Source organism: Rothia sp. HC945 (genome assembly GCF_051370785.1).
Lineage (GTDB): Bacteria > Actinomycetota > Actinomycetes > Actinomycetales > Micrococcaceae > Rothia.
Genome location: NZ_JBFCSN010000001.1, coordinates 191,694 through 217,631 on the forward strand (window position 1 = coordinate 191,694; position 25,938 = coordinate 217,631).

A 25,938-nucleotide genomic window follows, 5' to 3' on the forward strand; every position below is an offset into this window, starting at 1 on the left:
TCGCCCCATCGTTGTAAGGACATTCCCATGACTACTCAGCAGAACGACCTCTCCGGCCAGATCCGGCCCACGCGCGAGGAATTCCGAACCCTGGCCGCCCGGCGCAGGGTGGTACCCGTGAGCATTACGGTGGTTGCGGATTCACTCACGCCCATCGGCATCTACCGCTCGCTCGTGGCACGTGACGGCCACGTTCGTCCCGGTACATTCCTCCTCGAATCCGCGAACGCAGGGGCGCAGTGGGCCAGGTATTCGTTCATCGGCGTCTCTTCGCGCTCGACCCTGACCACCAAGGACGGCAAACCCTTCTGGCAAGGCACCGTTCCGGAGGGAGCGCCGACCACGGGGAGCCCTGTCGACGCGATCCGCGACACTCTCGAGATGCTCCACACCGAACCTTTCGAGGACCTTCCGCCTCTGACCTCGGGGCTGGTCGGCTACCTGGGGTGGGACACCGTGCGCCACTGGGAAAAGCTGCCGCACCCGCCGACCGACGACGTCCACCTCCCGGAGTTCGCCCTCAACCTGGTGTCTGACATGGCCATCCATGACCACAAAGACGGATGCGTGACCCTGGTGGCGAACGCCATCAACTGGGACGGAACCTCCGACCGCGTCGATTGGGCGTACGACGACGCCGTCTCCCGCGTCCGATCGATGATCGATCGCCTGGCCGAGCCCCTGAACCGGACCACCGTGTCCTTCATGGCCGAACCCGAATCGGAGGAGGGGCCTTTCGGGCGGGACGTGACGGAGACCTGGACCCGCCAGCAGTACATGAACTCGATCGTCGAGGGCAAACACGCGATCCACGATGGCGACATCTTCCAGATCGTCATCTCGCGTCGCTTCGAAGCAGAGACAGATGCGCTGCCTTTGGACGTGTACCGGGTGCTGCGACAGACCAACCCGTCGCCCTACATGTATTTGTACGCCTTCGAGGACACGGAGGGGGAGCCCTATTCGATCGTGGGCTCTTCGCCTGAAGCGCTCGTGACCGTGACCGGGGACCGAGCCACGACCCATCCCATTGCCGGTTCCCGTCCGCGAGGCGACACGCACGCGCACGACGTCGCACTCGCCGAGGAACTGTTGGCTGACGAGAAAGAACGCTCAGAGCATCTGATGCTCGTGGACCTGTCCCGCAATGATCTGTCCAAGATCGCGGACCCCGGCACGGTCGAGGTCACCCAGTTCATGGACATCGAGCGATTCAGCCACATCATGCACATCTCCTCCACGGTCGAGGCACGCATCCGGGAAGACGCCAACGCCTACGACGTCCTGAAAGCCACGTTCCCGGCCGGCACGCTCTCCGGGGCCCCGAAACCGAGAGCCATGCAACTGCTCGACGATTACGAGCCTCACCGGCGCGGCGTCTACGCTGGCGTGGTGGGGTATTTCGACTTCGCCGGCAACATGGACATGGCGATCGCTATCCGCACCGCGCTGCTCAGGAACGGGCGGGCGTACATCCAAGCGGGAGCCGGTATCGTGGCAGATTCCGACCCCGAGACCGAAGCCGATGAGACCGTCAGCAAGGCCGCGGCCCCGTTGCGAGCCGTGCTCCGTGCCCAGTACCTGACGAGCCTCGCCGAGGAGGATTAACCATGAGCGAGGATCCCGCCGAAGGATCTGCCCCCGTCGCACAGGTGGACGGAAACACGGACGACAAGACCAAGAAGGCGGGGTCCGGACGAGTCATTCTCACGAGCCTTCTGGTCCCGATCCTCGCGTTCGTCACGACCCTGTTTCCGTGGATCCACGCGAACGTCTCGAGCGTGATGTCGCAGGTCGACGTCGACGTCAAAGGGACCGACGCTGCGCCTGCCGTTTCCGCACTGGGCCTGGTCGCGCTCGCCGGGGTGGTCGCCGTCCGGATCGCGGGCAAGGTTCTGCGTGCTGTGATCTGCGCGGTCATCGCATTGGCCGGCGCGGGCACCGCAATTTCTGCTCTGACCGCGGCCCTCAACCCGCAGGATGCGGCGATGACCAAAGTGGGCGAGGCCACCGGGACCAACGGGCCGGGAGGAAGTTACGTCGTGACCGTGTGGCCGTGGCTGACCTTCGTCCTGGGACTGGCCACGATCGTGGTGGCCCTGTGGTTGTGGTGGTCGAGCCGCCAGTGGAAGACCACTTCGAGGCGTTACGAACGCGAGTCGCAACATTCGGCGCAAAAAGGTGACAACCCTCACGCCGATGACATCGACACCTGGGATTCACTCACGGAAGGGGAAGACCCCACTCGTTAGCGAACGCGAAACATCACTCGCCGTCGTCATCGATGGCATAGAATGTCACGGTAGTGCGCGCTGGAAATCGCGCTGATCGCTTCATCGAAGGAGGGCCAGTGAGCTCTGAACAACAACTCGAACTCACGCCGGTCGCCGTGGAAGGCCACGGCAATACCGTCTCCGCATGGACTCTCGTCATGTTGGTCATGTTGGGTTCGATTGTGGGATGCGTGGCGTTCTGCCTGGGCAATATCCCGTGGCTGATCGTCGGATTGGCGATCATCGTCGGCGGGTGCGTGGCCGGAGGAATCCTCAAGGCCCTCGGGTTCGGCAAACTCGGATCCCGCACGAAGTCCCACAGTTGAGCATTGGGCTTCTGGCAGCGCTCCCTGATCGGCACGGTCGTCAGCGGGGCGCTGTTCTCTATGACCAGAGTGGCCCCGGGCCACGAAGAGCAGTAGACCGGAGATCACCGCTTTCATGACAGTTTTGGACGACATCATTGCCGGAGTCCGCGAGGACCTCGAGGAGCGGCGTCGCGCCGTGAGCCTCGACGAGCTCAAGGACCGCGTCTCGTCGGTCTCACCGGCCCGAGACGCCGTTTCGGCCCTGCGCGGTCCGGACCGGGAAACCGTGGAGATCATCGCGGAGGTCAAACGAGCGAGCCCGTCCGCAGGGGATCTGAACGACATCCCCGAGCCGGCGACGCTGGCTCACGAATACGAGGCCGGGGGAGCAGCCGCGATTTCCGTGCTCACGGAGTCCCGCCGCTTCAAGGGATCGCTCGAAGACCTCGACGCCGTGAGGTCGGAAGTCTCGATCCCGATCCTGCGCAAGGATTTCACGATCGATCCGTACATGATCTGGGAGGCCCGGGCTCACGGCGCGGACCTGGTGCTGCTGATCGTTGCGGCCCTGAGCGACCAGGAACTTCACGAATATCTCGAACTGACCCATCGCCTCGGGATGAACGCGATCGTCGAGGCCCACACGGCCGACGAGATCGAGCGTGCCGTCGACGCCGGTGCCAACATCGTGGGTGTGAACGTCCGCAACCTCAAAACGCTCGAAACCGACACATCCCACTTCGCGTCCCTCGCATCCCACCTTCCGGATGGGCCCGTGATCGTCGCGGAGTCCGGCGTGACCGGGCCGAGCGACGTCGGCGACTACGGACGCCAGGGAGCCGAAGTGGTCCTCGTGGGTGAGGCGCTGGTCAGGCACTCCGATCCGCGCGACGCCGTGGGCGAATTCAAGAACCAAGGCCGCAAGGCACGCGCGGCGTACTGGGAAGAGAAGGGTGCACGAGATGGCCGATAATTCGACGCCGCAGCAGGACACCGAACTCGCGGAGCCCTTTCTGGGCGCCCCGCACGGTTCACTGAAAAACGCGACCGGTCCGTACTTCGGGGACTTCGGCGGACAGTGGATGCCCGAATCGTTGATCCGGGCCATGGACGAGCTCGAGGACACCTTCGAAAAGGCCAAGGCGGACCCGGAGTTCCTGGAGGAATTCCAGCGGCTGTCCCGCGAATACTCCAATCGGCCGTCGCTGCTCACCGAGGCAGAACGGCTGAGTGAGAAAGCCGGCGTTCGTATCTTCCTCAAGCGCGAGGACCTGAACCACACCGGATCCCACAAGATCAACAACGTTCTGGGCCAAGCACTGTTGGCCAAGAAAATGGGCAAGACACGGTTGATCGCCGAAACCGGGGCGGGCCAACACGGCGTGGCAACAGCCACTGCCGCGGCGTACTTCGGCATGGACTGCGTGGTCTACATGGGCGAGGTGGACACCAACCGGCAGGCGCTCAACGTGGCCCGGATGCAGTTGCTGGGCGCGAAGGTCATCGCGGTGCAGAACGGATCGCGCACCCTCAAGGACGCGATCAACGAGGCGCTGCGGGACTGGGTCGCCAACGTCGAGGACACCCACTACCTTCTCGGCACGGCCGCGGGAGCACACCCCTTCCCGGCCATGGTCCGGTACTTCCACGATGCGATCGGTACCGAGGCGCGTCAGCAACTCCTGGACAGGACCGGGCGGTTGCCGGATGCGGTCGCGGCCTGCGTAGGCGGTGGATCCAACGCGATCGGCATGTTCCACGCATTCCTGGATGACGAGTCGGTCGAGCTCTATGGCTTGGAGCCCGGTGGCGAGGGAATCGACACCGACCGCCACGCGGCCACGATCAATCTCGGCAGGCCCGGAGTGCTCCACGGGGCACGCACTTACCTGATGCAGGACGACGACGGCCAGACCATCGAGTCGCATTCGATTTCGGCCGGACTCGACTACCCGGGCGTGGGTCCCGAACATGCATACCTGTCCGACATCGGGCGAGTGTCCTATCAGGCTGTAACCGATACCGAGGCCATGGACGCCCTCCGCGCCCTGTGCGAATCCGAGGGCATCATCCCCGCCATCGAATCGGCACACGCCCTGGCCGGTGCGTTGCGCCTGGCAGAGCAGTGGAAGGCCGAGGACCCGGAGACGGCACGGCACAAGATCATTGCGGTGTGCCTCTCCGGACGAGGGGACAAGGACATGAGCACGGCCGTCGAGTGGTTCGGCCTGGGCAAGGCAATCCCGAGTTCCGAGGTCAACGCAGCCAACCTGCGCAGCCAGGAATCCGGGAGCGCGGACGCACAAGCATCGGGGACCAGCACCGTCGATTCGGAGGAGCAGAAATGACGACACCGCCTCAGGACGCCGGCCGCTACAGCGCCACCACAAAACGTTTTCCGGAGCCGAACCCCGATTCGAAGGTTTCTGCCCGGATCCGGGCCTGCCGCGAACAGGGGCGACCCGCGCTGATTGGTTACCTGCCCGTGGGCTACCCGACCGTGGACGAGTCCATCCGCGCCGGCATCGAGCTGGGGCGGAACGGGGCCGATATCATCGAGCTGGGCATTCCGTATTCGGACCCCGTGATGGACGGACCCGTGATCCAGGACGCCACCACGGTCGCGTTGCGCAACGGTTTCAAGGTCGACGACGTCTTCCGCGCCGCCCGCGAGATCACCAAACAGACGGACGCGGTTGTCGTCGTGATGACCTACTGGAATCCCGTGCTGCGCAAGGGAGTGGACGAATTCGCCCGTCAGCTCGCCGAAGCCGGCGGGGCCGGTATCATCACACCCGATCTCGTCCCTGACGAGGCGGGCGAGTGGTTCGAGGCGAGCCGGGCGCATGGGCTGGACCGTATCTTCCTCGCAGCTCCTTCCTCATCGGTCGAACGCCTCGACATGATCGCCCACGCCTCGAGCGGGTTCGTGTACGCGGTGTCCGTGATGGGCGTGACGGGTGCGAGGTCGTCGGTCTCCGACGTCGCCGAGCGCCTGGTCACGGACATACGGACCGCCGGTGCGGAGAACGTGTGCGTGGGCCTCGGCGTCTCGCGTCGCGAGCACGTGGACGAGATCGGCGCATACGCCGACGGCGTCATCGTGGGAACCGCCCTGGTCAAAGCGTTGGGCGAAGGCGGACCGGAGGCTGTTGGACGTCTCGCGCGCGAATTGGCCGGTCGTCCCGAACAGTCGGCGTGAACCCGTTGATCCCCATGGCAGCCATTCCCTCTCCGACCTGGTCGGCGTTCCGCCTGGGGCCACTGACCATTCATGCGTACGCCCTGTGCATCCTGCTCGGGATCGTCATCTGCATCTGGTTGACCTCCAGACGTTGGCGAGCCAAGGGCGAGGACCCGGAGAGGATTTGGGACATCGCCCTCTGGGCGATCCCTTTCGGGCTCGTGGGGGCCAGAATGTACCACGTCTTCGTGACCGCTCCGGGAGACTACTTCGGGCCCGGCAGGAATCCCGTGGACGCCCTCAAGATCTGGGAGGGCGGTATCGGCATCATGGGTGCCGTAACCCTGGGCGGTCTCGGCGCGTGGATTGCGTGTCGGAAAATGGGCCTTTCTCTGGTGAAATTCGCCGACGCCGCGGCGCCGGGGATCATCATCGCCCAGGGCATCGGGCGCTGGGGCAACTGGTTCAACCAGGAATTGTTCGGGAAACCCACGAGCCTCCCCTGGGGGCTCGAGATCGACCCCATGTCGCACAACTTCCCGACCCAGTATCCGCCAGGCACGCTGTTCCATCCCACCTTCCTGTACGAATCCCTCTGGGACGTGCTGGGCGGCCTGCTTCTGCTGTGGCTCTCGCGCCGGATCCTGGTGAAGAGCGGTCAGGTCTTCTGGACGTACGTCATGTACTACGGAATCGGCCGTTTCCTGATCGAGTTGTTCCTCCGCATCGACGAATCCGACGTCATCCTGGGTCTGCGCATCCACGTCTGGACCTCGGGAATACTGGTCCTGTTGGCCCTGGTGATGCTCGCTGTCGTCTCGCGCCGTCGGCCGCGTGAACCTCAGGATCACGGAGAGCTCACCGCGTAACACAACCGGGACTGTGGATGCGTATGACGCCGCACACCACGGTCCGTGGTAGTTTTGCTCCACAACACATAGGCAAGTCGTGCTCTCCGCTCACGCATCATATGAGGGGAGCCACCATCGATTCGGCGTCAACACCTAGGTACGCCGACACTTTGTCTCGTGATTGCTGCAATGAAGCGGCCACCGTCGAATCGCAGGGCACTGCCCGGGTGAAGCGCTCGTTGCGGACACGATGAGCGCCCATTTCTTCCCGTACGGTGCCGGAGCTTTATCCAAATGCCCGGCCACCTGTCCCGGGGGACTTTTCGTCTGGCCGCCGAACGTGGTTTCGCGCAGTCCGTTGCGCGGGCCCAGGAGCTTGGTCAGGGCATCACTCGAAACCGAGCTCACGGACTCACACGAGGAAGAGAGGCTTCACTGTGACTGGCTTCGAAACGCCCCGTTCCACCACGGAACCAGGTGAGGTGCGCTCACCGTTCACCGCATTCGCGGACATCCCCGAGAAGGACGGTCTCTACGACCCGGATTTCGAGAAAGATGCCTGCGGTCTGGCCATGATCGCGAACTTGACCGGCGAGGCGACGCACGACGTCGTGGACAAGGCGCTGACGGCTCTTCGCTCGCTCGAACACCGCGGGGCGGTAGGTGCCGACGAGGGCACGGGCGATGGTGCGGGCCTCCTGACCCAGGTGCCCGACGAATTCTTCCGGAAGAGCGTGGAGTTCTCCCTGCCGGAACCCGGCAAATACGCGGTCGGCACGGCATACCTGCCCACGCACGGCGAGAACGCGGAGGAACTTCAGGATTCCCTGACCGAGATGGCCGAGGCCGAAGGTCTTCAGGTTCTCGGATGGCGCGAGGTCCCGGTCGATGAAACCGTGGTCGGCGCCTCTGCCCGGGCGGTCATGCCGTACTTCGTGCAGATGTTCGTCTCGGAGGCGGTCAACGAGGTCACCGAAGAAGCTTTCACCGGGCACATTCCCGTGGTCGATCTGGACCCTGACCAAGAACGTCGTCAGTTGGACCAGAAGGCATTCCGCATCCGGAAGCGGTCCCAGCACAAGCTCGGCATCTACTTCCCGTCCTTTTCGACCCGGACCATCACCTACAAGGGGATGCTCACCACGGCTCAGCTCGAGCCGTTCTACCCCGATCTGTCCGACCCGCTGTTCTCCACGCGTCTGGCGATCGTGCACTCGAGGTTCTCCACGAACACGTTCCCTTCCTGGCCCCTCGCGCAACCTTTCCGGACCATCGCCCACAACGGCGAAATCAATACGGTCAAGGGAAACCGGAACTGGATGAGGGCACGCCAGTCGCAGTTGAAGTCACCGCTGCTCGGGCGGCACCCGGAGGAGCTGTTCCCGATTTGCTCGGTGGGGGCTTCCGACTCGCAGTCACTCGACGAGGTGGCCGAGTTGCTGATGCTCTCGGGTCGCTCGATGCCCGAGGCGATCATGATGATGATCCCGGAGGCCTGGGAGAACCACGAGACGATGGACGAGAACCGTCGCGCGTTCTACCGGTACCACGCGAGCCTCATGGAACCATGGGACGGCCCGGCCGCGGTCACCTTCACCGACGGCGACATGGTCGGATCGGTGCTCGACCGGAACGGATTGCGCCCCGGTCGCTACTGGCAGACCGATGACGGCCTGGTTGTCTTCGCCTCGGAGGTCGGCGTCGTCGATCTGGGGGATACCAAGATCGTCGCCAAGGGCCGAGTGTCCCCGGGCACGATGTTCCTGGTCGACACGAAGGAAGGGCGCATTGTGCCCGACCAAGAAATCAAGGACCAGGTGGCGGCCCGTAACCCGTGGAAGGAATGGGCCGATCAGAACATCTTCACGCTCGACGACCTTCCGGAGCGTGAGCACCGCAATCCGCCGGCCCAGTCGATCCTGGTGCGCCAGCAGATCTTCGGGTACACCCACGAAGAGCTCACATCGATCCTGGGTCCCATGGCCGCCAAGGGCGCCGAACCGATTTACGCGATGGGCACGGATACCCCCATTGCGGTGCTCGCGAAGCGGCCGCGGCTCCTGTTCGACTACTTCATCCAGTCCTTTGCGCAGGTCACGAACCCGCCCCTGGACTCGATCCGTGAAGAACTCGTGACCTCGTTGCGCAGTTCCCTCGGACCGAACGGCAACCTGTTGCGCAACGGCTTTGTCACGTCCCGCCAGCTCGAACTCGACTTCCCGGTGATCGACAACGACCAGCTCGACAAGATCATGCACATCGAGGACGAGGACGGTATGGCCACCGCCCTGAAGGTTCGGGGCCTCTACGAGCCGGCCGGCGGTGCCGCGTCCCTGCGGTCTCGGCTGTCCGAAATCTGTGAGAAAGTATCGGCCGCCGTGAACCGTGGCGTGGAGTACGTGGTTCTCTCGGATCGCAACGCGAACGCCAACTGGGCTCCGATTCCCTCCCTGCTGCTGACTGCCGCGGTGCATCACCATTTGCTGCGGTCCGCCACCCGGACCAAGGTCGGTCTGGTCGTGGAGGCCGGTGACGTCCGCGAGGTCCACCACGTCGCCGCACTCGTCGGTTTCGGGGCCTCCGCGGTCAACCCCTACTTGGCCATGGAATCGGTCGAGCAACTGGTTCGTACCGGTGCCCTGGAAGGTGTCACGGCCGAGCAGGCGACGCGCAACCTGATCAAGGCCCTGGGCAAGGGGCTGCAGAAGATCATGTCCAAGATGGGCATTTCGACCGTGAGCTCCTACTGCGGGGCCCAGACCTTTGAGGCACTCGGCCTGTCCCAGGCATTCGTGGACGAATACTTCACGGGCACGCACTCGCAGATGGGCGGCGTCGGCCTGAGCGTGATTTCGGACGAGGTCAAAGCGCGGCATGATCGCGCGTACCCGCAGGACGGGGTCAAGGTTCCGTATCGTGACCTGGAATCCGGGGGCGAATACGACTGGCGCAGGGACGGTGCCCCGCACCTGTTCAACCCGCACACGATCTTCCGGCTCCAGCACTCGACCAAGACCCGCAGATACGACATCTTCAAGTCCTACACGAAGCTCGTGGACGACCAGTCCAAGGACCTCATGACCCTCCGTGGTCTCCTCGATTTCGCGCCCCGGCGACAGTCGGTGCCCCTCGAGGAGGTCGAGTCGGTGAGTTCGATCGTCAAGAGGTTTTCGACCGGCGCGATGTCCTACGGCTCGATCTCGCAGGAGGCGCACGAGACGCTCGCGATCGCGATGAACCGATTGGGCGCCAAGTCCAACACGGGTGAGGGCGGCGAGGATCTGGAACGCCTTCTCGACCCCGAGCGGCGTTCGGCCATCAAGCAAGTGGCCTCGGGCAGGTTCGGCGTGACCAGCCTGTACCTGACCAATGCCACGGATATTCAGATCAAGATGGCGCAGGGGGCCAAGCCGGGCGAGGGCGGCCAGCTCATGTCCGCCAAGGTCTACCCTTGGGTCGCTCGCACGCGTCACGCGACTCCTGGGGTCTCCCTGATCTCGCCGCCTCCTCACCACGACATCTACTCGATCGAGGACCTTGCGCAGCTGATCTACGATCTCAAACGGGCGAACCCTGAGGCCCGGGTGCACGTGAAGCTGGTTTCCGAAATCGGGATCGGCACGGTCGCGAGCGGTGTGACGAAGGCGAAGGCCGACGTCGTCCTCGTGTCGGGGCACGACGGCGGGACCGGCGCCGCGCCCATGAATTCCCTCAAGCATGCGGGTGCGCCCTGGGAGCTCGGCCTCGCCGAGACCCAGCAGACCCTACTGCTCAATGGGCTTCGCGACCGCGTCGTCGTGCAGGCGGACGGGCAGATGAAGACGGGACGCGACGTCGTCGTGGCCGCACTGCTCGGCGCGGAGGAGTACGGTTTCGCAACGGCGCCCCTGGTGGTCGAAGGGTGCATCATGATGCGCAAGTGCCACCTGGATACGTGCCCGGTCGGTGTCGCGACCCAGAATCCGAAGCTGCGCGAGCGGTTCACCGGCAAGGCCGACCACGTGGTCAACTTCTTCGAATTCATTGCGGAAGAGGTTCGTGAATACCTGGCCGAGCTGGGTTTCCGGAGCCTGGACGAGGCCATTGGCCACGCCGAGGTGCTGGATACCCGCAAGGCGGTCGCACATTGGAAGGCCGAGGGGCTCGACCTGCGCCATATTCTCCGGTCCACCGCCGACGAATACGGCAACCAGGGGACCAGGAACACTCGGCCGCAGGATCACGAGCTCGATAAGCACATGGACAACGAGCTGATTCGGCTGTCCAAGCCGGCCTTGACGCACCGCACACCGGTCTCGATGGATCACCCCATCATCAACACGGATCGAGCGGTCGGAACGATGCTCGGCCACCGGGTGACCAAGACCTTCGGAGCGGAGTTCCTGGACCATGACACGATCACGGTCAATCTCCACGGTCAGGCAGGGCAGTCCCTGGGCGCATTCCTGCCCCAGGGAATCACGTTGAGGCTCACGGGTGACTCGAACGACTACACGGGCAAGGGGCTCTCCGGCGGACGCATTATCATCCGACCCGAGGCCGACGCCCTGTTCGAGGCCCAGGACAACGTGATCGCGGGAAACGTGATCGGGTACGGGGCAACCAGTGGCGAACTGTTCCTGAGGGGACAGGTGGGGGAGCGATTCCTCGTGCGCAATTCAGGTGCCACCGCCGTGGTCGAAGGCATTGGCGACCACGGGTGCGAGTACATGACGGGCGGTGTTGCGCTCATCATCGGTCAGACCGGTCGCAACTTCGGCGCCGGGATGTCCGGTGGCGTGGCCTACGTCCTGGATCTGGACCTGGCCGACGTGAACAAGGCCGCGCGTGAATCGGGTGAGCTGACGTTCTCCGGTCTGGACGAGGACGACGAAAAACTCGTGAGGAGCTTGTTGGAGAAGCACTTCGCGGAAACCGGTTCCACGGTTGCCCAGACGATGCTGGCAGATCCTGCTGGGTCCATGGCGCGGCTGACCCGGGTTCTTCCCCGCGATTTCGCGGCAGTCCAAGGAATTCGGACCCGGGCCGAGGCCGAAGGAAATGATCCGGACAGCGATCCGGTGTGGCAGGAGATTTTGGAGGTGACCGCGCGTGGCTGATCCCCGTGGCTTTCTGACGTACGAACATCGCGCTGACCGGCCCAAGCGGCCGGTCCCGGTGCGAATCCTGGACTGGAAGGAAGTCCAGGTCGAGCAGGACTCGGCGACACTCAAGCAGCAGGCGTCCCGTTGCATGGACTGCGGCGTCCCCTTCTGCCACCAGGGCTGTCCCCTGGGGAATCTGATTCCCGAGTGGAACGACTTGATGTGGCAGGGAAGAACGGACGAGGCCGTGCAGAGAATGCACGCGACCAACAATTTTCCGGAGTTCACGGGCCGTGTGTGCCCCGCACCGTGCGAGTCCTCGTGCGTGCTGGGGATCAACCAGCCTGCGGTCACGATCAAGCAGATCGAATACACGATCGGCGAGAAGGCCTTCGACGAGGGCCTGATCGAGCCTCACTTGCCGGAACGCCTGGTGGACAAGACGGTGGCCGTGGTCGGCTCTGGGCCGGCGGGGCTTGCCGCCGCCCAGCAATTGACGCAAGCGGGTTACACGGTCGCGGTGTACGAGCGCGATGACCGCATCGGAGGCCTGCTCAGGTACGGGATCCCGGACTTCAAGATGGAGAAGTCCGTTCTCGACCGTCGCCTCGACGTCATGCGCGCCGAAGGCACGAGGTTCCGCGCCGGGGTGGAGATCGGCAAGGACATCCCGTGGGACCAGTTGCGTCGGAGGTACGACGCCGTGGTGGTTGCGACGGGTGCGACCAAACCGCGTGATCTGCCGATCCCGGGGCGCGACCTGTCAGGGGTCCATTTCGCCATGGAGTACCTGGTGCAATCCAACCGTGTCGGAGCCGGCGACGAGGTTCCCGAACAGATCAATGCCGAGGGCAAGCACGTGGTGATTCTCGGTGGCGGCGATACGGGTGCCGACTGCATCGGAACCGCGAACCGCCAGAAGGCGGCATCGGTCACGACTCTTGCGATCGGCAAGAGGCCGCCCGAGGACCGCGCCGAGCACGAGCCGTGGCCGATGTTCCCTCATCTCTTCGAGGTCGCGAGTGCGCACGAAGAAGGCGGGGAACGCAATTACCTCGCCTCGACCGTGGAGTTCGTGGGGGAGAACGGTCAGGTCACGGGCATCAAGATCGCCGAGACGGAATATCGCGAGGACGGGACCCGAGGCCCGAAGGAAGGCTCCGAGAGAATCATCCCGGCGGACCTGGTGTTCCTGGCCCTGGGCTTCACGGGACAGGATTCCGAGGCCATCGCGGAGCAGGCCGGTGCCGAGTTGGACCGGCGCTCCAATGTCTCCCGGGGAGAGGACTACATGACCAACGTTCCGGGCATCTTCTCCTGCGGCGACGCCGGCCGTGGACAGTCGCTGGTCGTGTGGGCCATCGCTGAGGGGCGTGCCTGCGCGGCCGCCGTCGAACGCCACCTGGTCGGCAGCACGCTGCTCCCTGAGCCCGTCGCGCCCTCGGATCGACCGATCGACCTTCTGTAGAGGGCGGCTCGGGCGTCGGCTCGGGGACGGACTCCGCGGAGAACCCGGCGAACCCAGCCTGCGCGCCTCGAGGACTCCAACGCAGTCTGACAGGACCCCCACTCACCGTCGGGTGGGTGGGGGTCTTTTCTGTTTGTGCTGAGGACCCTTCACCGGCCCCGACCTCCGAGTCGTCGATCTGTGGACAACCGCGTCGGTGGGGGTGCCGTACGCACTACCGTACGAATGAAAAATGCGGGCCTTGTGTACCACTTTAAGTAGTACATAAGGCCCGCTGTTTTATTGGCTGGTGCCCAAGGTGGGACTCGAACCCACACTCCGTGAAGAACCGCATTTTGAGTGCGGCGCGTCTGCCAATTCCGCCACTTGGGCAAGTTGGATAGTGACCCTCGGGCCACGTCCGAACCACGATTACTTTACACAATCGCTCACACAACACGAAATCCCTCATGGAGCCGGGTGTCCATGAGACGGCGGGGCGGGGCGTGAGCCCCGTCCCGCCAACGCGCGGTCAGGTTGTGCGAGGTGGTCCTAGTGCTGGTACGGCCCCAGCTTCTCGCGGCTCTCCGGAGTCCGGGCGCCGTGGTCGTCCAAGTCGCCGACCCTGTGCACCTTGACCATGTTGGTGGATCCGGCCACGCCGAGGGGCGAACCAGCGGTCAGGACCAACAGTTCGTCCTTCTGCACCAGGTTGTGCTTGAGCAGGTAGCGGTCCACGGCCTCCGTCATGCTGTCGGTGTCCGAGTGCTCCTCCTGCAACGCGGCGTCGACACCCCAGAACAGGGCCATGAACGCCTTGACCTTGGGCTCCGGTGTGAAGGCCAGGACCGGCTTGGTCGGGCGGAGGCGGCACAGACGGCGCGCCGAGTCGCCCGACTGGGTGAAGGTGCAGATGTAGTTGACGTTCAGCTGGTCGGCAATGTTCACCGCTGCCAGCGTGACGGCCCCTCCACGGGTCCGCGGGCTCGATCCCAGCTCCGGCATGCGGTCCATGCCGTGCTGCTCGGTGGACTCCACAATGCGTGCCATGGTCTGGATCGTGATGATCGGGTACTTGCCGACCGAGGTCTCGCCCGAAAGCATCACGGCGTCGGCACCGTCGAGAATCGCGTTGGCGCAGTCCGAAGCCTCGGCGCGCGTCGGCATGGGGTTGTTGATCATCGACTCAAGGACCTGGGTCGCCACGATGACCGGCTTCGCCCACCGGCGTGCGAGCGTGATTGCGCGCTTCTGCACCAGCGGAACGTCCTCGAGCGGGTATTCAACACCCAGGTCGCCACGGGCCACCATGATGCCGTCGAACTTGTCCACGATGTCCTGCAGGTTCTCCACTGCTTGCGGCTTCTCGATCTTGGCGATCACCGGGAGGCGCAGGTCTTCCTCGTCCATGATCTCGTGGACGCGGGTGATGTCGTCACCCGAACGGACGAAGGACAGGGCAATGATGTCGACGCCGGTTCGCAGCGCCCAGCGCAGGTCGCCCTCGTCCTTTTCGGTCAGGGCGGGCACCGAGACGGCCACGCCGGGAAGGTTGATTCCCTTGTGGTCCGATACCGTGCCGCCGACGACGACGCGAGTCGTCACCGTGGTTTCATCCACGTGGGTCGCTTCGAGGCGGACCTTGCCGTCGTCGATCAGGAGGGCATCGCCCGGGTGGACGTCGCCAGGAAGGCCCTTGTAGGTGGTCCCACAGATCTCCTGGTTGCCAGGAATGTCTTCGACGGTGATCTTGAAGGTGTCGCCCGGTGCGAGGTCGACCGGGCCGTCGGCGAAGGTCTCCAGGCGAATCTTGGGGCCCTGGATGTCGGCGAGGATGGCGACGTTCTTGTCGAGGTCTGCGGCGGCACGCCGCACGTTGTCATAGTTCTGGATGTGGACGTCATGGTCGCCATGGCTCATGTTCAGGCGGGCGACGTTGAGTCCTGCGGAGATGGCCTCCGAGACTTTCTCGTAGCTGGAAAGGGCGGGTCCTAGGGTACTTACGATTTTTGCGCGTCTCATATCTTCAACTCTAGTTCGACAAAAGCCACATGAACAGTCAGGCGCGCACCCGTATCGCTGACTCGCAGTCGCCAGCCCGCCGTGGCAGACGGGTTGATCCATCTCACTATCGATCCCGTCAACACCGCATTTTCAAGGGGAAGTGTGTGAAATATCCGTGTACATCCGGGGCGGCCGCCGGCCCAAGCCGTCTGCAAAGGAATCCAAAAAACCCACATTTCCCCACACGCGAGCGGTGTCTCGTCGGGAACGGCCGCCAACGAATCGATAGGGTTGGGGGAGAATCCCCGGGCTCGGGAGCTGGTCGGGTTCCGTATGCATCACCGGAATCTTCAGGCCTTGTCTCCGTCCCGGACTACTGCCTGACACAGGAGAGTCCATGACCAGCACCCTCGTCATCTACGGTTCGAACTACGGCTACACACGCACTTACGCGGAATGGATCGCCGAGGACACCAATGGCCGCGCCGTCTCCGCAGACCAGGTCGGTGCCGCTGAGATAGACGCCGCCGACGTCGTCGTCATCGGAGCCAGCGACTACGCGGGAAAGCTGACAGCGGCGGACCGGATCCGTGATCTGGCCGCAGACCTGCGCGAGAAGAAGGTCGCCTACTTCACCGTCTCCTTCTCGGGGGACGTCTCACAGCCGCGGGAAAAGCTCGACGGGGTTCTGGCGAAGAATCTGGGCGAGGCCTATCACGAGGGCGCCCCGACCGGTCACTTCCGTGGCGGGATGGACTATTCGCAGCTGTCCCGCGCGCACAAGACCGCGATGATGGGTGTGCGCACTTTCCTCAAGTCCAAGCCCAATAAGTCAGAAACGGATCTCCAAATGATCGAGTGCTATGGCGGCTCGGCGGACTATCGCGACCGTGCCTCGATCGCTCCGTTGGTCTCCGCCGTCAAGGCCCTCTGACCGGGTCAGGCAACCGCGGGTGGGTGCCTGCATACCGGCGAAGCTCGGTGATCCATCAACCTCTCGAAGAACCTGAGGCGTTGCACATCGCCCATACACCAGCTGGGTTGCCAGCCCGTTGAAGTCCTTGTGCAGGATCCTTTGGAGGCTCAGGGCCGTCGGGACCGCTTGAGGTAGGTGCCGTACAGCGTGCGATAGGCCGAGGGGGACAAGCGCAAGAGCATGCCGGCGGCACCGAAGAACGGGGCCGTCTTCAGCGTCCTCAGCACCAGAGGCAGTCGCAAGGCCGCCTGGCAGCCCTTCAAGTAGTCCCGCAGACTTTCCGGTTGTAGCCTCAGGGCGCTTTGTGCAGCGTTCAAGAAGCACAGAACCCACGCGACCGCGAGAGCGTTCTTCTCCGCCTCGGTGCCCAGGTGCGCATTCGTTGCACTCTTGAGGTGCTCCACATGGCGCCAGCAGTCCTCCAGGGACGGACAGGCGGACCATGTGACGGGCGATTCGTCGACCGAATACCAGTAGAGGGCATCGCGCAAAATCTTGACCCTGCGTGCCCGCTTGAACGCTTGGACCGTGAACGCTTCGTCCTTGATGTTGCTGATCGGAGGAAAACGGACGCCGCGGATGCGGTTGGCCCGATAGATCTTGTCCCAGGCGTAGGGAGTGATTTCGTCCCTGAGGGCTTGCAACATCGCATCGTGGCCGGTGCAGGTCCCCGGTTCGCCCTGACGTCGGTACGTGGTTTCGCCTGATTCGTGGTGCAGGCTATGAGCGCACACCATCACATCGCTCGTCGGAGTCACCGCGTTGTGCATGGTTTCAAGGAACGTCGGCGTGTACTGGTCGTCGGAATCGAGGAAAGCAATCCATCGCCCCTCTGCCTCCTTGAGCCCGTGGTTCCGGGTCTCCGCCAGACCGAGGTGTTCCTGATTTTCCAGGTAGCGGATTCGGGGGTCCGGATGGTTCCCGAGGTATTCGGCGACCACCAATTTCACGTCATCGGGTGATGCGTCATTGACGATCAGCAGTTCGAAGTCCGGGTCAGTTTGGCCCGTGACACTTGTGATGGCGCGTTCGATCGTGTCCGCCGTGTTGAAGGCGGGCATGATCACACTCGTTCGAGGTGACATGGTGTGTGGTTCTCCCGTGGAACTTGAAAGTGTTTCGACTATACGTGGGCGCAGACCACGTCCGGTCGATTGTGACGCCGATCCCTGGTCATGCGCGACCGGCTACACTGTGGGCATGTCCAAGGAGCCACGGGATCCCCAGCTTGCGCCGTTCTGGACGGTTCGGGCACAGCTCGCGCGGTGCTGAGAACCACCCGGGTCGACGTCGTGCCGTTCGAACGGGTCGGCGAAGATCATGCCCTCGCCGAGGGAGAGGGGGACCGCACGCTGGCCTTCTGGCGCGGTGTGCACCGCGATTTCTTCGAACGGTTCGCCAGTCATGACCGAGGATTTCGTCAGGACATGCCGGTGGTCTGCGAACGCTTCCGTATGGTGTATCCGGAGGTTCGTGCCTGACGGAACGGCCTCGTACGGTGCATCCAACGGCCCCTCAGAACCCGCCGTCGTTGTAAACGAATTCCCCTCCGACCACCGTGGCCACCGCCGAAACGTCTCCAGTGTGTTCCGCGGCAGATCTCACGATGTCGCGATCGAGGACGGTGAGGTCGGCGTCCATGCCGGCCCTGAGCGTTCCCAGGTGGTCCTCGTCGTGGGTCAAGTAGGCGCTGTCCGAGGTCAACGCGTGCAAAGCCGCACGCTGATCGATGCGCTGGTCCTCGCCCAAGGTGGAACCGCCACTGGTCCTTCGCGTGACCGCGGTGTGGAATGTCGACAAGGCATCCATGGGCGTGATCGGGCAGTCCGAATGCATCCCGAAATGCAGCCCGCCCTTCTGCGCATCCCGAGTTGGGTCGATTCTGGAGGCCCGATCGGCGCCGATGAATTGATCGCGATGACGGTCTCCCCAGTAATAGATATGATTCGCAAAAATTGATGCCGTGGATCCCGATGCGACCAGGGAAGCAATATCTTCGGTCGAGGCCATTTGAAGATGTTCGAGCCGGTGCCTGGGATCTTTTTGCCCCGACGTCTCGCGCAGTGCAGCGAATGCGCGGGCCACTGTCGATATGGCGAGATCGCCGTTGGCATGGACGGCGCATTGGCCCCCGGCGTCGTCGATGTGCCGCAGAATGTCCACGAGTTCTTCGGGGGAATAGAGAAGCTCACCGCATTCGGTGTCGAGACAGGAATACGGTTCTTTGAGCGCTCCGGAGAGACCCTGAATCGAGCCATCGGACCAGAACTTGGCGCCCGCGATCCGGTAATTTCCGGATGCGGGCCTTGCGAAGAGGTCAGGCGAATCGTTCAAGTACTCCTGGGCGAGATCTGCCCTGATATATCCCGTGACCCTCAACGGCATATTGCCCTGGGCGGCCAGTGCCTGCCATGTCCGGAGCTCTTGGTCCCCAGCCATGATGCCGACGGCGAGATCGTGGATCGAGGTCATGCCGCGTCGGACGGCGACGTCGGCCGTGTCGCGTGCTGCCTGTTCTATATCGGCGTCCGAGGGTTGCGGCATCGCGTCCAACGCCGCGTGCACGGCCCCCATTTCCCACATCAGACCCGTCAGTCTGCCTGATTCGTCGCGGATGAAGTGGCCGTTCGCCGGGTCCGGTCGGTCCTCATGGATGCCGGCCAGGTCGAGGGCCTTCGAATTGGCCACGACGAAGTGGGCCGAGATGTGCGAAATGACCACGGGCACGTCCCGACTCACGGCGTCCAGATCATCCCGCGTTGGGTGACGCCCTTCCGTGAGCAGCGTGTTGTCGTAGCCCCATCCCCGCAACCACTGCCCGTCTGTGACGGACGGCAGGTTGGCGCGGAGAGCATCCTGGATATCCGCAATGGAGTATTCTCCCGTGCTGCGGCAGTCGGTCCAGTTCTGGGTCAGACCGAAGAAAATGGGGTGGACATGGGACTCGATGAGACCCGGGACGATGACGGCGCCGTCGAGGTCCACCTGCCTGGCTCCGGATCCGCCCGCGGCCCGGACCTCGTCCAGCGTTCCGGCCGACAGCACGCGACCCTGGTCCACTGCCAAGGCTTCGACCGGCTCGCTCCAGGCGTCCGTGCGGATGGTTCCGTTGAAGAACATGGTGGCTGACATTCAGGAGGACCTCACTTTTTCGTTTGTCGGGCGCTCATCCGGGGAGCTGGTACCTCCCCGCAGTGCGATGGACCGTAGAGCTCTGGGGGCGGGGGCCACGAACCTGCCGATGAGGATCACCAGCAGGTTGGCGGCCAGCGCGGGAACTCCGATATTGACCCCGCCGAACGTGGCACCAGAGACGTAGAAACCGATCGACGCGACGGAGCCAACCGCGAGCCCGAGCGCAATAAAACTCGGCCTGACTCGGGCGGGAAAAATCATGAGTGCCACGGGGACGATGAACTGGGTGATTCCGTAATAGGAGGTGTTGATCAGCGTGCCCATGATCGAGGGTGCAGAGAGGGTCAGCACGATGGAGATGGCCAGGTACACGAAAATGACCGCCTGCGTGAGTGGCTTCTGCCTGGCCTCACTGACGTGGGGGACGATGTTCCTCGACACCAGCGTGCCGATGACAAGCGCTGATGCCGAAAGCACGACGATCGCGCACAACGCGGCGCCTCCGGCAACCAGGCCCAGAAGCCAGTCGGGTAGCAACTGGCGGGCGACCTCGATGAAAGCCAGGTTGGTGTCCGCCCCGCTCAGCCCGGGGACCGCGGAGATCGCGAAGAAGGACGTCAACAGCAGGAACGGGTACATGAGCATGTACAGCGGCATGGCGATCTGGCTGCGCCTGATTCCTACGGGAGATTTTCCGCTGACCACGGCCTGAACCACGAAGGGGAACATGTAGAACCCCAGCGTCTGGAACAGCAGCGTCGAGATCGTATTGATCATGGGCGGCCCGGAGGGGATTGTGCTGTGGGATGACCCCAGGTCCGCTTCGGCGACGATGGTAGCGACGTTCGGTCCCTTGCTCAGGACGAAGACGGCGACCAGGACGATCACGAAGACCAGCGCGAAGTCTTTCAAGAAACTCACAAAGGCTGGGGCCCTGATTCCGGACAGCAACACGAATACCAGGGATATACCGACGCCGATCAGGACTGTCACCAGGGGGCTCAGCCCCAGCCCCAGGCCGCTGAGGGCTACCTCGAGGCCGGTCAATTGCAACTGGGCCCAGGGAACCATGAACACGACCCCGAGCACGGCGGCGGTCAGCTCCAGGGCCCGCGAGTTGAAGTGACCCCTCAAAATATCCGGGAGGTTGACGGCATCGTATTTGCGGCCGGCTTTCCACAGCAGGGGGAGGAGGAAATAGCCAATGGGGTATCCCAACAGGATGTATCCCATGAACCAGACGGAGTACATCACACCGTCTGCGTACACGCCTCCGGGAAAACCGATAATGGTGCCGATCGAATAGACCTCGCCCACGACCATAATGAAGATGACAATGGACCCGAAGCTTCGGCCGCCGACCATGAAGTCCGAGGTCGAGGAGCCGGCGCCGACTCGTGAATACAGGCCGAGTCCGACGGCAATCAGCAGGACCAGGACAAACATCGCAATGGTCATGAATGCATCTCTCCGGGCTGCTCTTCGACGTCGTCGAGCTGGTAGTCGGCGTCCTTGTCGAAGAACCGCCAGCTGATCCACATGGCCAGGCTCATGAACGGAAACATCGCAAACATGAATGCCAGAACCGCGGGTATTCCGAAGAACTTCGCGGGTGAACTGCCGAGAAGCAGAATCCCTGTGATCAGAAGGACTCCTGGCACGATGAGCGCGATCGTCACGCTCGCCATTCGGGGAATCATTGTCCCTCCTTCAGTGTAGGCCTGATCACAGTTCTATGCCCTGTCGCACTCCCACACAAGGCGGGATGCTTTGTCGTTTTCCATGCCAGCGAAATGTGCGCGGAACCCGGCAACCCGTGATAGCGAGGTCGGATGGCTGGGGAGGGACGCGCGGGAGGACCGTCCGAGTCGTTCGTGGCCGATCAGCTGTTCTGTAGGGTTTTCAGCAGTGCTGCGCCTTCGTCGGACAGCTCGACCCTGTTGGTATCCCACGGATAGGGGACAACGGGCAGCTGCTCGAAGTCGACGTGGTCGCGTCCCACGTTCGCGAAGGCGCGGAGGAGCGCCGTCAGGTCGGAAGGATTCTTGAGGCCGTCGTCGACCGTCACCGCGGAAGACGCCTTGTCCAGGACGTCGAACATCTTCAGCGGATCGCTCAGGACCGATTCCTTGTCAGCCTTTTTCAGAATCGCTTTCATGACGCTCTGTTGATGTCCGATGCGGGCGAGGTCGCTTCCGTCGCCGATGGCGTGCCGGGTACGGGCCATGGCCAGGGCGTCTTTCCCATGCAGGGTGTGGCAACCGGCCTGCAGCTTGAGATTGGCATCGGGGTCGTCAATCGCCTCCGGCAGGCACATGTCGATGCCACCGAGGGAGTCCACGATCGACACGAATCCTCCGAAACTGACGTCCACGTAATGGTCGAGTTTCATGCCTGTCAGGTCGCTGACGGCCGCGACCAACTGGGAATCGCCTTCGTCGAGCAGCGAATTGATCTGAATGGGCTGGCTGGGGTTCGACGAATGCTCTGCAGACCCCTTGGGCGGGGTGACCATCGTGTCCCGGGGGATCTGAATGCCCGTGGCCTTGTCGTGGGCCGCATTGAGATGGACCACCATCATCGAGTCGCTGCGGCGTCCCTCGGCGTCGCCCGCCTCGATCGATCCGTCTCTCTCATCCGATCCCACGACCAGGATGTTCAGTGGACCGTCCATATCCGGTGAGGAATTCAGCCCATTCACGGCGGTCGACCGGACGTTGTTGGAGAGGTGGTGGACGACGCCGATACCGGCAATCGTCGCGGCCGTCACCGTGATCGCCGTGGTTGCGGCCGCGATCCGGAACCCTTTTCTGGCGTGCCATGGGCGCCGCGCGGGCGGGGGAGCCGTCGGGAGGCTCTCGGTCGGGAATTCGTGCTGGCTGTTCTGGTGGCCGTAGGACATAGGGGACCCTTGCGGTGAGGAGGAAAGAAAGCGGGACAACGGCGCGAGCGGGGGAAGCGTCGTCGTGCATATCAAATTCAAACCAATGCAGCTGGGGAACGCATGGAAAAAGATCTGAAGTTTCCCCGAAGGTCGGAAGGAATATCCCCGGTTCAGCAGATCATGCTCGGTGAGAAAAACGAGGCGTCGAGTTGCTCACCGAGTGGAGGGAGGTGTTGCATGGGTCGAGTCGCGAATGGAGGACAAGAATGGCGATCGCACTCTTGCTGGGCGCCAGCGCAGCCGCAGCTACTCTCATCGGCGGGCTGGTGGCCATGCGGGTTCAGGACAGGAAGCATCTGGTTCTGGGCGCCGCAGGAGGCGTGATCCTGGGGGTGGTGGCCTTCGATCTCCTGCCGGAGGCGTTCGAGGGGAACACCCAAGAGCTTTTCGGAATCCCATGGGTCATGATGCTCTTTCTCGCCGGATTCATGGCCATTCACGTGGTGGAAAAATCCCTCGAAATGCACAGCGCCAATGAGGAGCATTACGCCCGGCACAGTCACTCCTTGAAACCGTTGGGATTGCTCGCGGGCGGGGCGCTCGTTGCCCACAGTTTCATGGACGGCCTCAGCCTCGGCGTCAGCCTGACGGCGGGGGCGGGTCTGGCCCTCACGGTCGGGATCGCGGTCCTGGCTCACGATTTCGCGGATGGGTTCAACACCTTCACGCTCACGGCCATGTTCGGCAACGGTCGACGGCGCGCCGTCGTCGTGCTGGTCCTCGACGCGCTGGCCCCGATCATCGGCGCCGTGGTCGGGTCGGCGCTGCATCTCAGCCCCTCTGCTATCGCCTTGTACCTCGCCTATTTCGCCGGGTTCCTGCTCCACATCGCCACGAGTCACATCCTGCCCGAAGCCCACGCCGATCACCCTGCGTGGGGGACGCTGGGGGCCACCCTCGCCGGCGTCGTCTTCATGGGTGCCATCATGACGGTGGCCCACTAGACCGGGGGACGGGCCTCAATGTTTGGTCAGGGCCGATGGCCAGGAGCAGCTCGGCATGGGGGACCCGTGGTTCGTGAGGGGTACGCGTCCGTCTGGAGGCTGTGTGCCTCAGCGTAGAAGCGGTGCCCCCCCATTCGGAGGCGGTTGCCGGATTGAGCGGCGCTTTCCGCCGTTAGGTGTGGGTCTAACCGCCTCCGAACTCCGGAAAACGCCGCCGAATGGGGAAACCACCACCAAACCGTGAAGGGTTGCCGGCCCTTGACCTCCGCCTGCCGTATGGAAACCGGGGCACCTTGACCTTGTCGTTGCGGTGCACGCCCAAAACTTCGGCTTCGGGCCGGGACGTGACGGGAACGAACCCGGATGCATTGCCCAGATCTACACCGGCGCCGGGGAAGCATGCTTGCAGGCACCCCGTGAGTCACAAGTCCTTCGACGACTGGTCATCACGTGATTCATATTCTTCTTGAATTCCGCTCTGTTACCGTGGGCCGGCGTGACACGCGTAGAGACTCCCCAGAGAACCACGACGAGGACGGACGGCTCACAGCCATCATCCCCGTCGGACCGCATTGTATCGATTGACGTTATTCGCGGAATCGCCATTGCGGGCATCTTGCTCATCAATATCGACTATTTCCTGGAACAGGCGGGTCAGACTGGAAACCCCTCCGAATCGGACACCGTCATATGGCAGGTTGTCGACGACGTCGCGCTGGGCAAATTCCATTTCGTCTTCGCGTTTCTCTTCGGCGTCGGAATCTACATATTCCTCACACGTTTACGGGCCAAGGGACTCTCGACGTGGGTCTATATTCGCCGGATGATCATTCTGGTGGCCGCTGGACTCCTCAACTCAGTACTCGGCGGAATCGACGTGCTCATGTCCTACGGCGTACTCGCCCTTCTGCTTCTGCCGTTGACCCTGTTGCCGCGGTGGATTTTCGCAGTCTTCGGCATCGCGGCGGCCGTGATCCCCGATGTGATGCAACTGCTGACTGATCTGAACGCCGTGGACTTCCACCTTCCGTCCATCGTGTTGCCGTTGCTGTCCTTTGCACGCACGATCGGGCACATGACGCTCGGGTTCTGGCTGGCAGGTCACGGCCTGTTCTCGAGGAGTACCCGGATCCCTGTCGTCTCCATTTTCGTGCTCAGCCTCATTGGGTCGGTGCCGGTGTGGATCTGGACCACGGCTGCCGGCGCTCGGACGAGCGATGCGCACGACATCGCGTTCCGCACGGCACTAGTTCCTGGTTTCATGTACGTCGCCGGTCTAATACTCCTGTTGAGAACACGTCCTGGGTGGAAGAGTCTGTCCTTCTTGCGCTTTTACGGCCGTATGGCGTTCTCGAACTATCTCGGCCAGACCGTGCTTTGCGTGGTCATCCTTCCTTTGTTCACGGCCCACGGATACATTTCCGCTCCGGCCGGGCTGGGGATCTGGGCCGCAATCATCGTGGGTCAGTGCGTTTTCTCGATGCTGTGGCTTCGATACTTTCGCTATGGCCCGCTGGAATGGATTTGGCGGTGCGGAACGTACATGAAGTTCGCGCCGTTGCGAGCTTGAAGCGAGCTTGTGTAGCCGGACCTGCTACGGCGGGAATAGCCCCAGACTCGATCAGACGAGGGCCGAGGCCTCCCTGGTTGCGGCTTCCGATGATTCTGTAGGGTTCGGGGTCCCGTGTGGGGGATGCGGGTTGAACCGGTCCGGGGAGGAGAAAAATCATGGGGAGTGTTCGCCTCGGTGGACCCACCGCCAAGGCGGGTGCTCGGAGGGTACCGGTGTCGGGCGGGCCCGAGTGTGCCATGGTTCTGGACGAATCGTTGAGGGTGTCGGACTGTGTTCTGTGGGACCTGAGGGTGACATCCTGGACTCATGTCGATTATCGATGAAGTGCTGGACCTGGCCCGTTTCCATGGTTTGGCCGTGTCTTCCGAAGACGCGACTCTGATAGAGGCCGGTCTGGATTACCGTGTGGTCATCGCCGACGACGTTGACGGCCAGCCTTGGATTTTGCGTCAGCCTCGGCGCGACGATGTTGCCGAGAAGATCGCTAGTGAGGCGAGCGTCCTCGATTTGGTCGGACCGGTGTTGGCGAAGGATGAGGTCGCTGTGCCGGATTGGCAGGTTCACGGGGCGGATTTGATCGCGTACCCGGCTTTGCCTGGTTCTCCCGGCCTGACTTTGTCGTCTTCGGGGGAGCCGATCTGGCATATGGATCCGGCCAGCCCGGACTATGCGGCACGCTTGGGTCGTATGCTGGCCAGTTTGCACGGTATTACCGCGGCGCAGGGGTCTGTCGCCGGGGTGGAGACGCGGAGCCCTGAGCAGGTTCGTCAGGCGTGGAAGGACGACATCGACACGGTCCGTGACGGATTTTCGGTGTCTCCTGCGTTTGTTGAGTCTTGGGAGGCGTGGCTGGCCGACGACACTTGTTGGCCGGCAGAGACTGTCATGACCCATGGGGAGATCTACCCGGCCCATGTGCTGATGTCGGCCGACGGCGTCATTACTGGGGTTCTCGACTGGACGACGGCGCGTGTGGACGACCCAGCTCGCGACTTCGCCGCACAATACGGCGCGGCCGGTCAGGACATGCTGGAAGCTGCGCTTGACGCTTACGCGGAGGCCGGTGGACCCGTCTATTCAGGCATGGCTGCCCAAGCTCGCCACTTGTGGGACGCCGCCCCTATCGGCCGCGGCCTCTATGCTTTGACGACACGCGAGGAGCAAGACATGGTAGCGGCGGCCGCCATGCTGGGTGGGGACAGCTGACGAAACTCT

The 25,938-nt window shown here is 63.3% G+C and carries 20 protein-coding genes and 1 tRNA gene; 14 read left to right on the forward strand and 7 right to left on the reverse strand.

Annotated features, from left to right (window positions below):
- The first annotated feature begins 27 nt into the window (after positions 1 to 27).
- From AB0Y14_RS00835 to AB0Y14_RS00875, 9 genes are all read left to right on the forward strand, one after another.
- The gene (locus AB0Y14_RS00835; protein WP_436587408.1) at positions 28 to 1,608 is read left to right on the forward strand and encodes an anthranilate synthase component I; all 1,581 of its coding nucleotides are present in this window, start codon (positions 28 to 30) and stop codon (positions 1,606 to 1,608) included.
- Between the two features lie 2 nt (positions 1,609 to 1,610).
- The gene (locus AB0Y14_RS00840; RefSeq protein ID WP_436587409.1) at positions 1,611 to 2,252 is read left to right on the forward strand and encodes a Trp biosynthesis-associated membrane protein; all 642 of its coding nucleotides are present in this window, start codon (positions 1,611 to 1,613) and stop codon (positions 2,250 to 2,252) included.
- 98 nt (positions 2,253 to 2,350) lie between these two features.
- Positions 2,351 to 2,599, forward strand: a complete 249-nt coding sequence (locus tag AB0Y14_RS00845) for an HGxxPAAW family protein (protein ID WP_436587410.1) — start codon at positions 2,351 to 2,353, stop codon at positions 2,597 to 2,599.
- 115 nt (positions 2,600 to 2,714) lie between these two features.
- Positions 2,715 to 3,554 carry an indole-3-glycerol phosphate synthase TrpC gene (gene trpC, locus AB0Y14_RS00850; RefSeq protein ID WP_436587411.1) on the forward strand — a complete coding sequence of 280 codons (840 nt, stop codon included), beginning with the start codon at positions 2,715 to 2,717 and terminating at the stop codon, positions 3,552 to 3,554.
- Positions 3,544 to 4,929 (forward strand): tryptophan synthase subunit beta, encoded by a 1,386-nt coding sequence (gene trpB / locus AB0Y14_RS00855; protein ID WP_436587412.1) that lies wholly within the window; start codon positions 3,544 to 3,546, stop codon positions 4,927 to 4,929. Before trpC ends, trpB begins: the two co-directional genes overlap by 11 nt.
- The gene (trpA, locus tag AB0Y14_RS00860; RefSeq protein WP_436587413.1) at positions 4,926 to 5,783 is read left to right on the forward strand and encodes a tryptophan synthase subunit alpha; all 858 of its coding nucleotides are present in this window, start codon (positions 4,926 to 4,928) and stop codon (positions 5,781 to 5,783) included. Before trpB ends, trpA begins: the two co-directional genes overlap by 4 nt.
- 14 nt (positions 5,784 to 5,797) lie before the next feature.
- Positions 5,798 to 6,634, forward strand: coding sequence for a prolipoprotein diacylglyceryl transferase (gene lgt / locus AB0Y14_RS00865; RefSeq protein WP_436587414.1), 837 nt, complete (start codon positions 5,798 to 5,800; stop codon positions 6,632 to 6,634).
- Positions 6,635 to 7,053: 419 nt separating this feature from the next.
- Complete coding sequence (gltB, locus tag AB0Y14_RS00870) at positions 7,054 to 11,715, forward strand: glutamate synthase large subunit (RefSeq protein WP_436587415.1); 4,662 nt, start codon at positions 7,054 to 7,056, stop codon at positions 11,713 to 11,715.
- The gene (locus AB0Y14_RS00875) at positions 11,708 to 13,168 is read left to right on the forward strand and encodes a glutamate synthase subunit beta (protein WP_436587416.1); all 1,461 of its coding nucleotides are present in this window, start codon (positions 11,708 to 11,710) and stop codon (positions 13,166 to 13,168) included. Before gltB ends, AB0Y14_RS00875 begins: the two co-directional genes overlap by 8 nt.
- A 287-nt stretch (positions 13,169 to 13,455) precedes the next feature.
- Here the strand turns inward: AB0Y14_RS00875 and AB0Y14_RS00880 are convergent.
- A tRNA-Leu gene (locus AB0Y14_RS00880) sits at positions 13,456 to 13,540 on the reverse strand.
- A 159-nt stretch (positions 13,541 to 13,699) separates the two neighbouring features.
- The gene (pyk, locus tag AB0Y14_RS00885; protein WP_436587417.1) at positions 13,700 to 15,169 is read right to left on the reverse strand and encodes a pyruvate kinase; all 1,470 of its coding nucleotides are present in this window, start codon (positions 15,167 to 15,169) and stop codon (positions 13,700 to 13,702) included.
- A gap of 379 nt (positions 15,170 to 15,548) precedes the next feature.
- Here pyk and AB0Y14_RS00890 point away from each other — a divergent pair, with 379 nt between their 5' ends.
- Complete coding sequence (locus tag AB0Y14_RS00890) at positions 15,549 to 16,085, forward strand: flavodoxin domain-containing protein (RefSeq protein WP_436587418.1); 537 nt, start codon at positions 15,549 to 15,551, stop codon at positions 16,083 to 16,085.
- Between the two features lie 149 nt (positions 16,086 to 16,234).
- Here AB0Y14_RS00890 and AB0Y14_RS00895 read toward each other — a convergent pair whose 3' ends face one another.
- Entirely contained in the window at positions 16,235 to 17,212 is a 978-nt protein-coding gene (locus AB0Y14_RS00895) for a glycosyltransferase family 2 protein (RefSeq protein ID WP_436587419.1), read from the reverse strand.
- A 90-nt stretch (positions 17,213 to 17,302) separates the two neighbouring features.
- On the opposite strand from AB0Y14_RS00895, the gene AB0Y14_RS00900 reads away from it, so the two are divergent.
- Positions 17,303 to 17,608, forward strand: a complete 306-nt coding sequence (locus tag AB0Y14_RS00900) for an ASCH domain-containing protein (RefSeq protein WP_436587420.1) — start codon at positions 17,303 to 17,305, stop codon at positions 17,606 to 17,608.
- Positions 17,609 to 17,642: 34 nt separating this feature from the next.
- Here AB0Y14_RS00900 and AB0Y14_RS00905 read toward each other — a convergent pair whose 3' ends face one another.
- The 4 genes from AB0Y14_RS00905 to AB0Y14_RS00920 all read right to left on the reverse strand — a co-directional run bounded on the left by AB0Y14_RS00905 (position 17,643) and on the right by AB0Y14_RS00920 (position 22,164).
- On the reverse strand, positions 17,643 to 19,259 hold the full coding sequence (locus AB0Y14_RS00905) for an amidohydrolase (protein ID WP_436587421.1): 1,617 nt from the start codon (positions 19,257 to 19,259) through the stop codon (positions 17,643 to 17,645).
- On the reverse strand, positions 19,260 to 20,720 hold the full coding sequence (locus AB0Y14_RS00910) for a sodium:solute symporter family protein (RefSeq protein ID WP_436587422.1): 1,461 nt from the start codon (positions 20,718 to 20,720) through the stop codon (positions 19,260 to 19,262). It lies immediately after the preceding gene.
- Positions 20,717 to 20,962, reverse strand: a complete 246-nt coding sequence (locus AB0Y14_RS00915; protein ID WP_436587423.1) for a hypothetical protein — start codon at positions 20,960 to 20,962, stop codon at positions 20,717 to 20,719. The genes AB0Y14_RS00910 and AB0Y14_RS00915 overlap by 4 nt, the downstream gene beginning before the upstream one ends.
- 182 nt (positions 20,963 to 21,144) lie before the next feature.
- Complete coding sequence (locus AB0Y14_RS00920) at positions 21,145 to 22,164, reverse strand: LCP family protein (RefSeq protein WP_436587424.1); 1,020 nt, start codon at positions 22,162 to 22,164, stop codon at positions 21,145 to 21,147.
- Between the two features lie 248 nt (positions 22,165 to 22,412).
- Between AB0Y14_RS00920 and AB0Y14_RS00925 the strand changes: the two genes are divergently transcribed.
- The 3 genes from AB0Y14_RS00925 to AB0Y14_RS00935 all read left to right on the forward strand — a co-directional run bounded on the left by AB0Y14_RS00925 (position 22,413) and on the right by AB0Y14_RS00935 (position 25,929).
- Positions 22,413 to 23,150, forward strand: coding sequence for a ZIP family metal transporter (locus AB0Y14_RS00925; RefSeq protein WP_436587425.1), 738 nt, complete (start codon positions 22,413 to 22,415; stop codon positions 23,148 to 23,150).
- Between the two features lie 496 nt (positions 23,151 to 23,646).
- Complete coding sequence (locus AB0Y14_RS00930; protein WP_436587426.1) at positions 23,647 to 24,720, forward strand: DUF418 domain-containing protein; 1,074 nt, start codon at positions 23,647 to 23,649, stop codon at positions 24,718 to 24,720.
- 309 nt (positions 24,721 to 25,029) lie between these two features.
- Positions 25,030 to 25,929, forward strand: a complete 900-nt coding sequence (locus tag AB0Y14_RS00935) for a macrolide 2'-phosphotransferase (protein WP_436587427.1) — start codon at positions 25,030 to 25,032, stop codon at positions 25,927 to 25,929.
- Positions 25,930 to 25,938 lie beyond the last annotated feature (9 nt).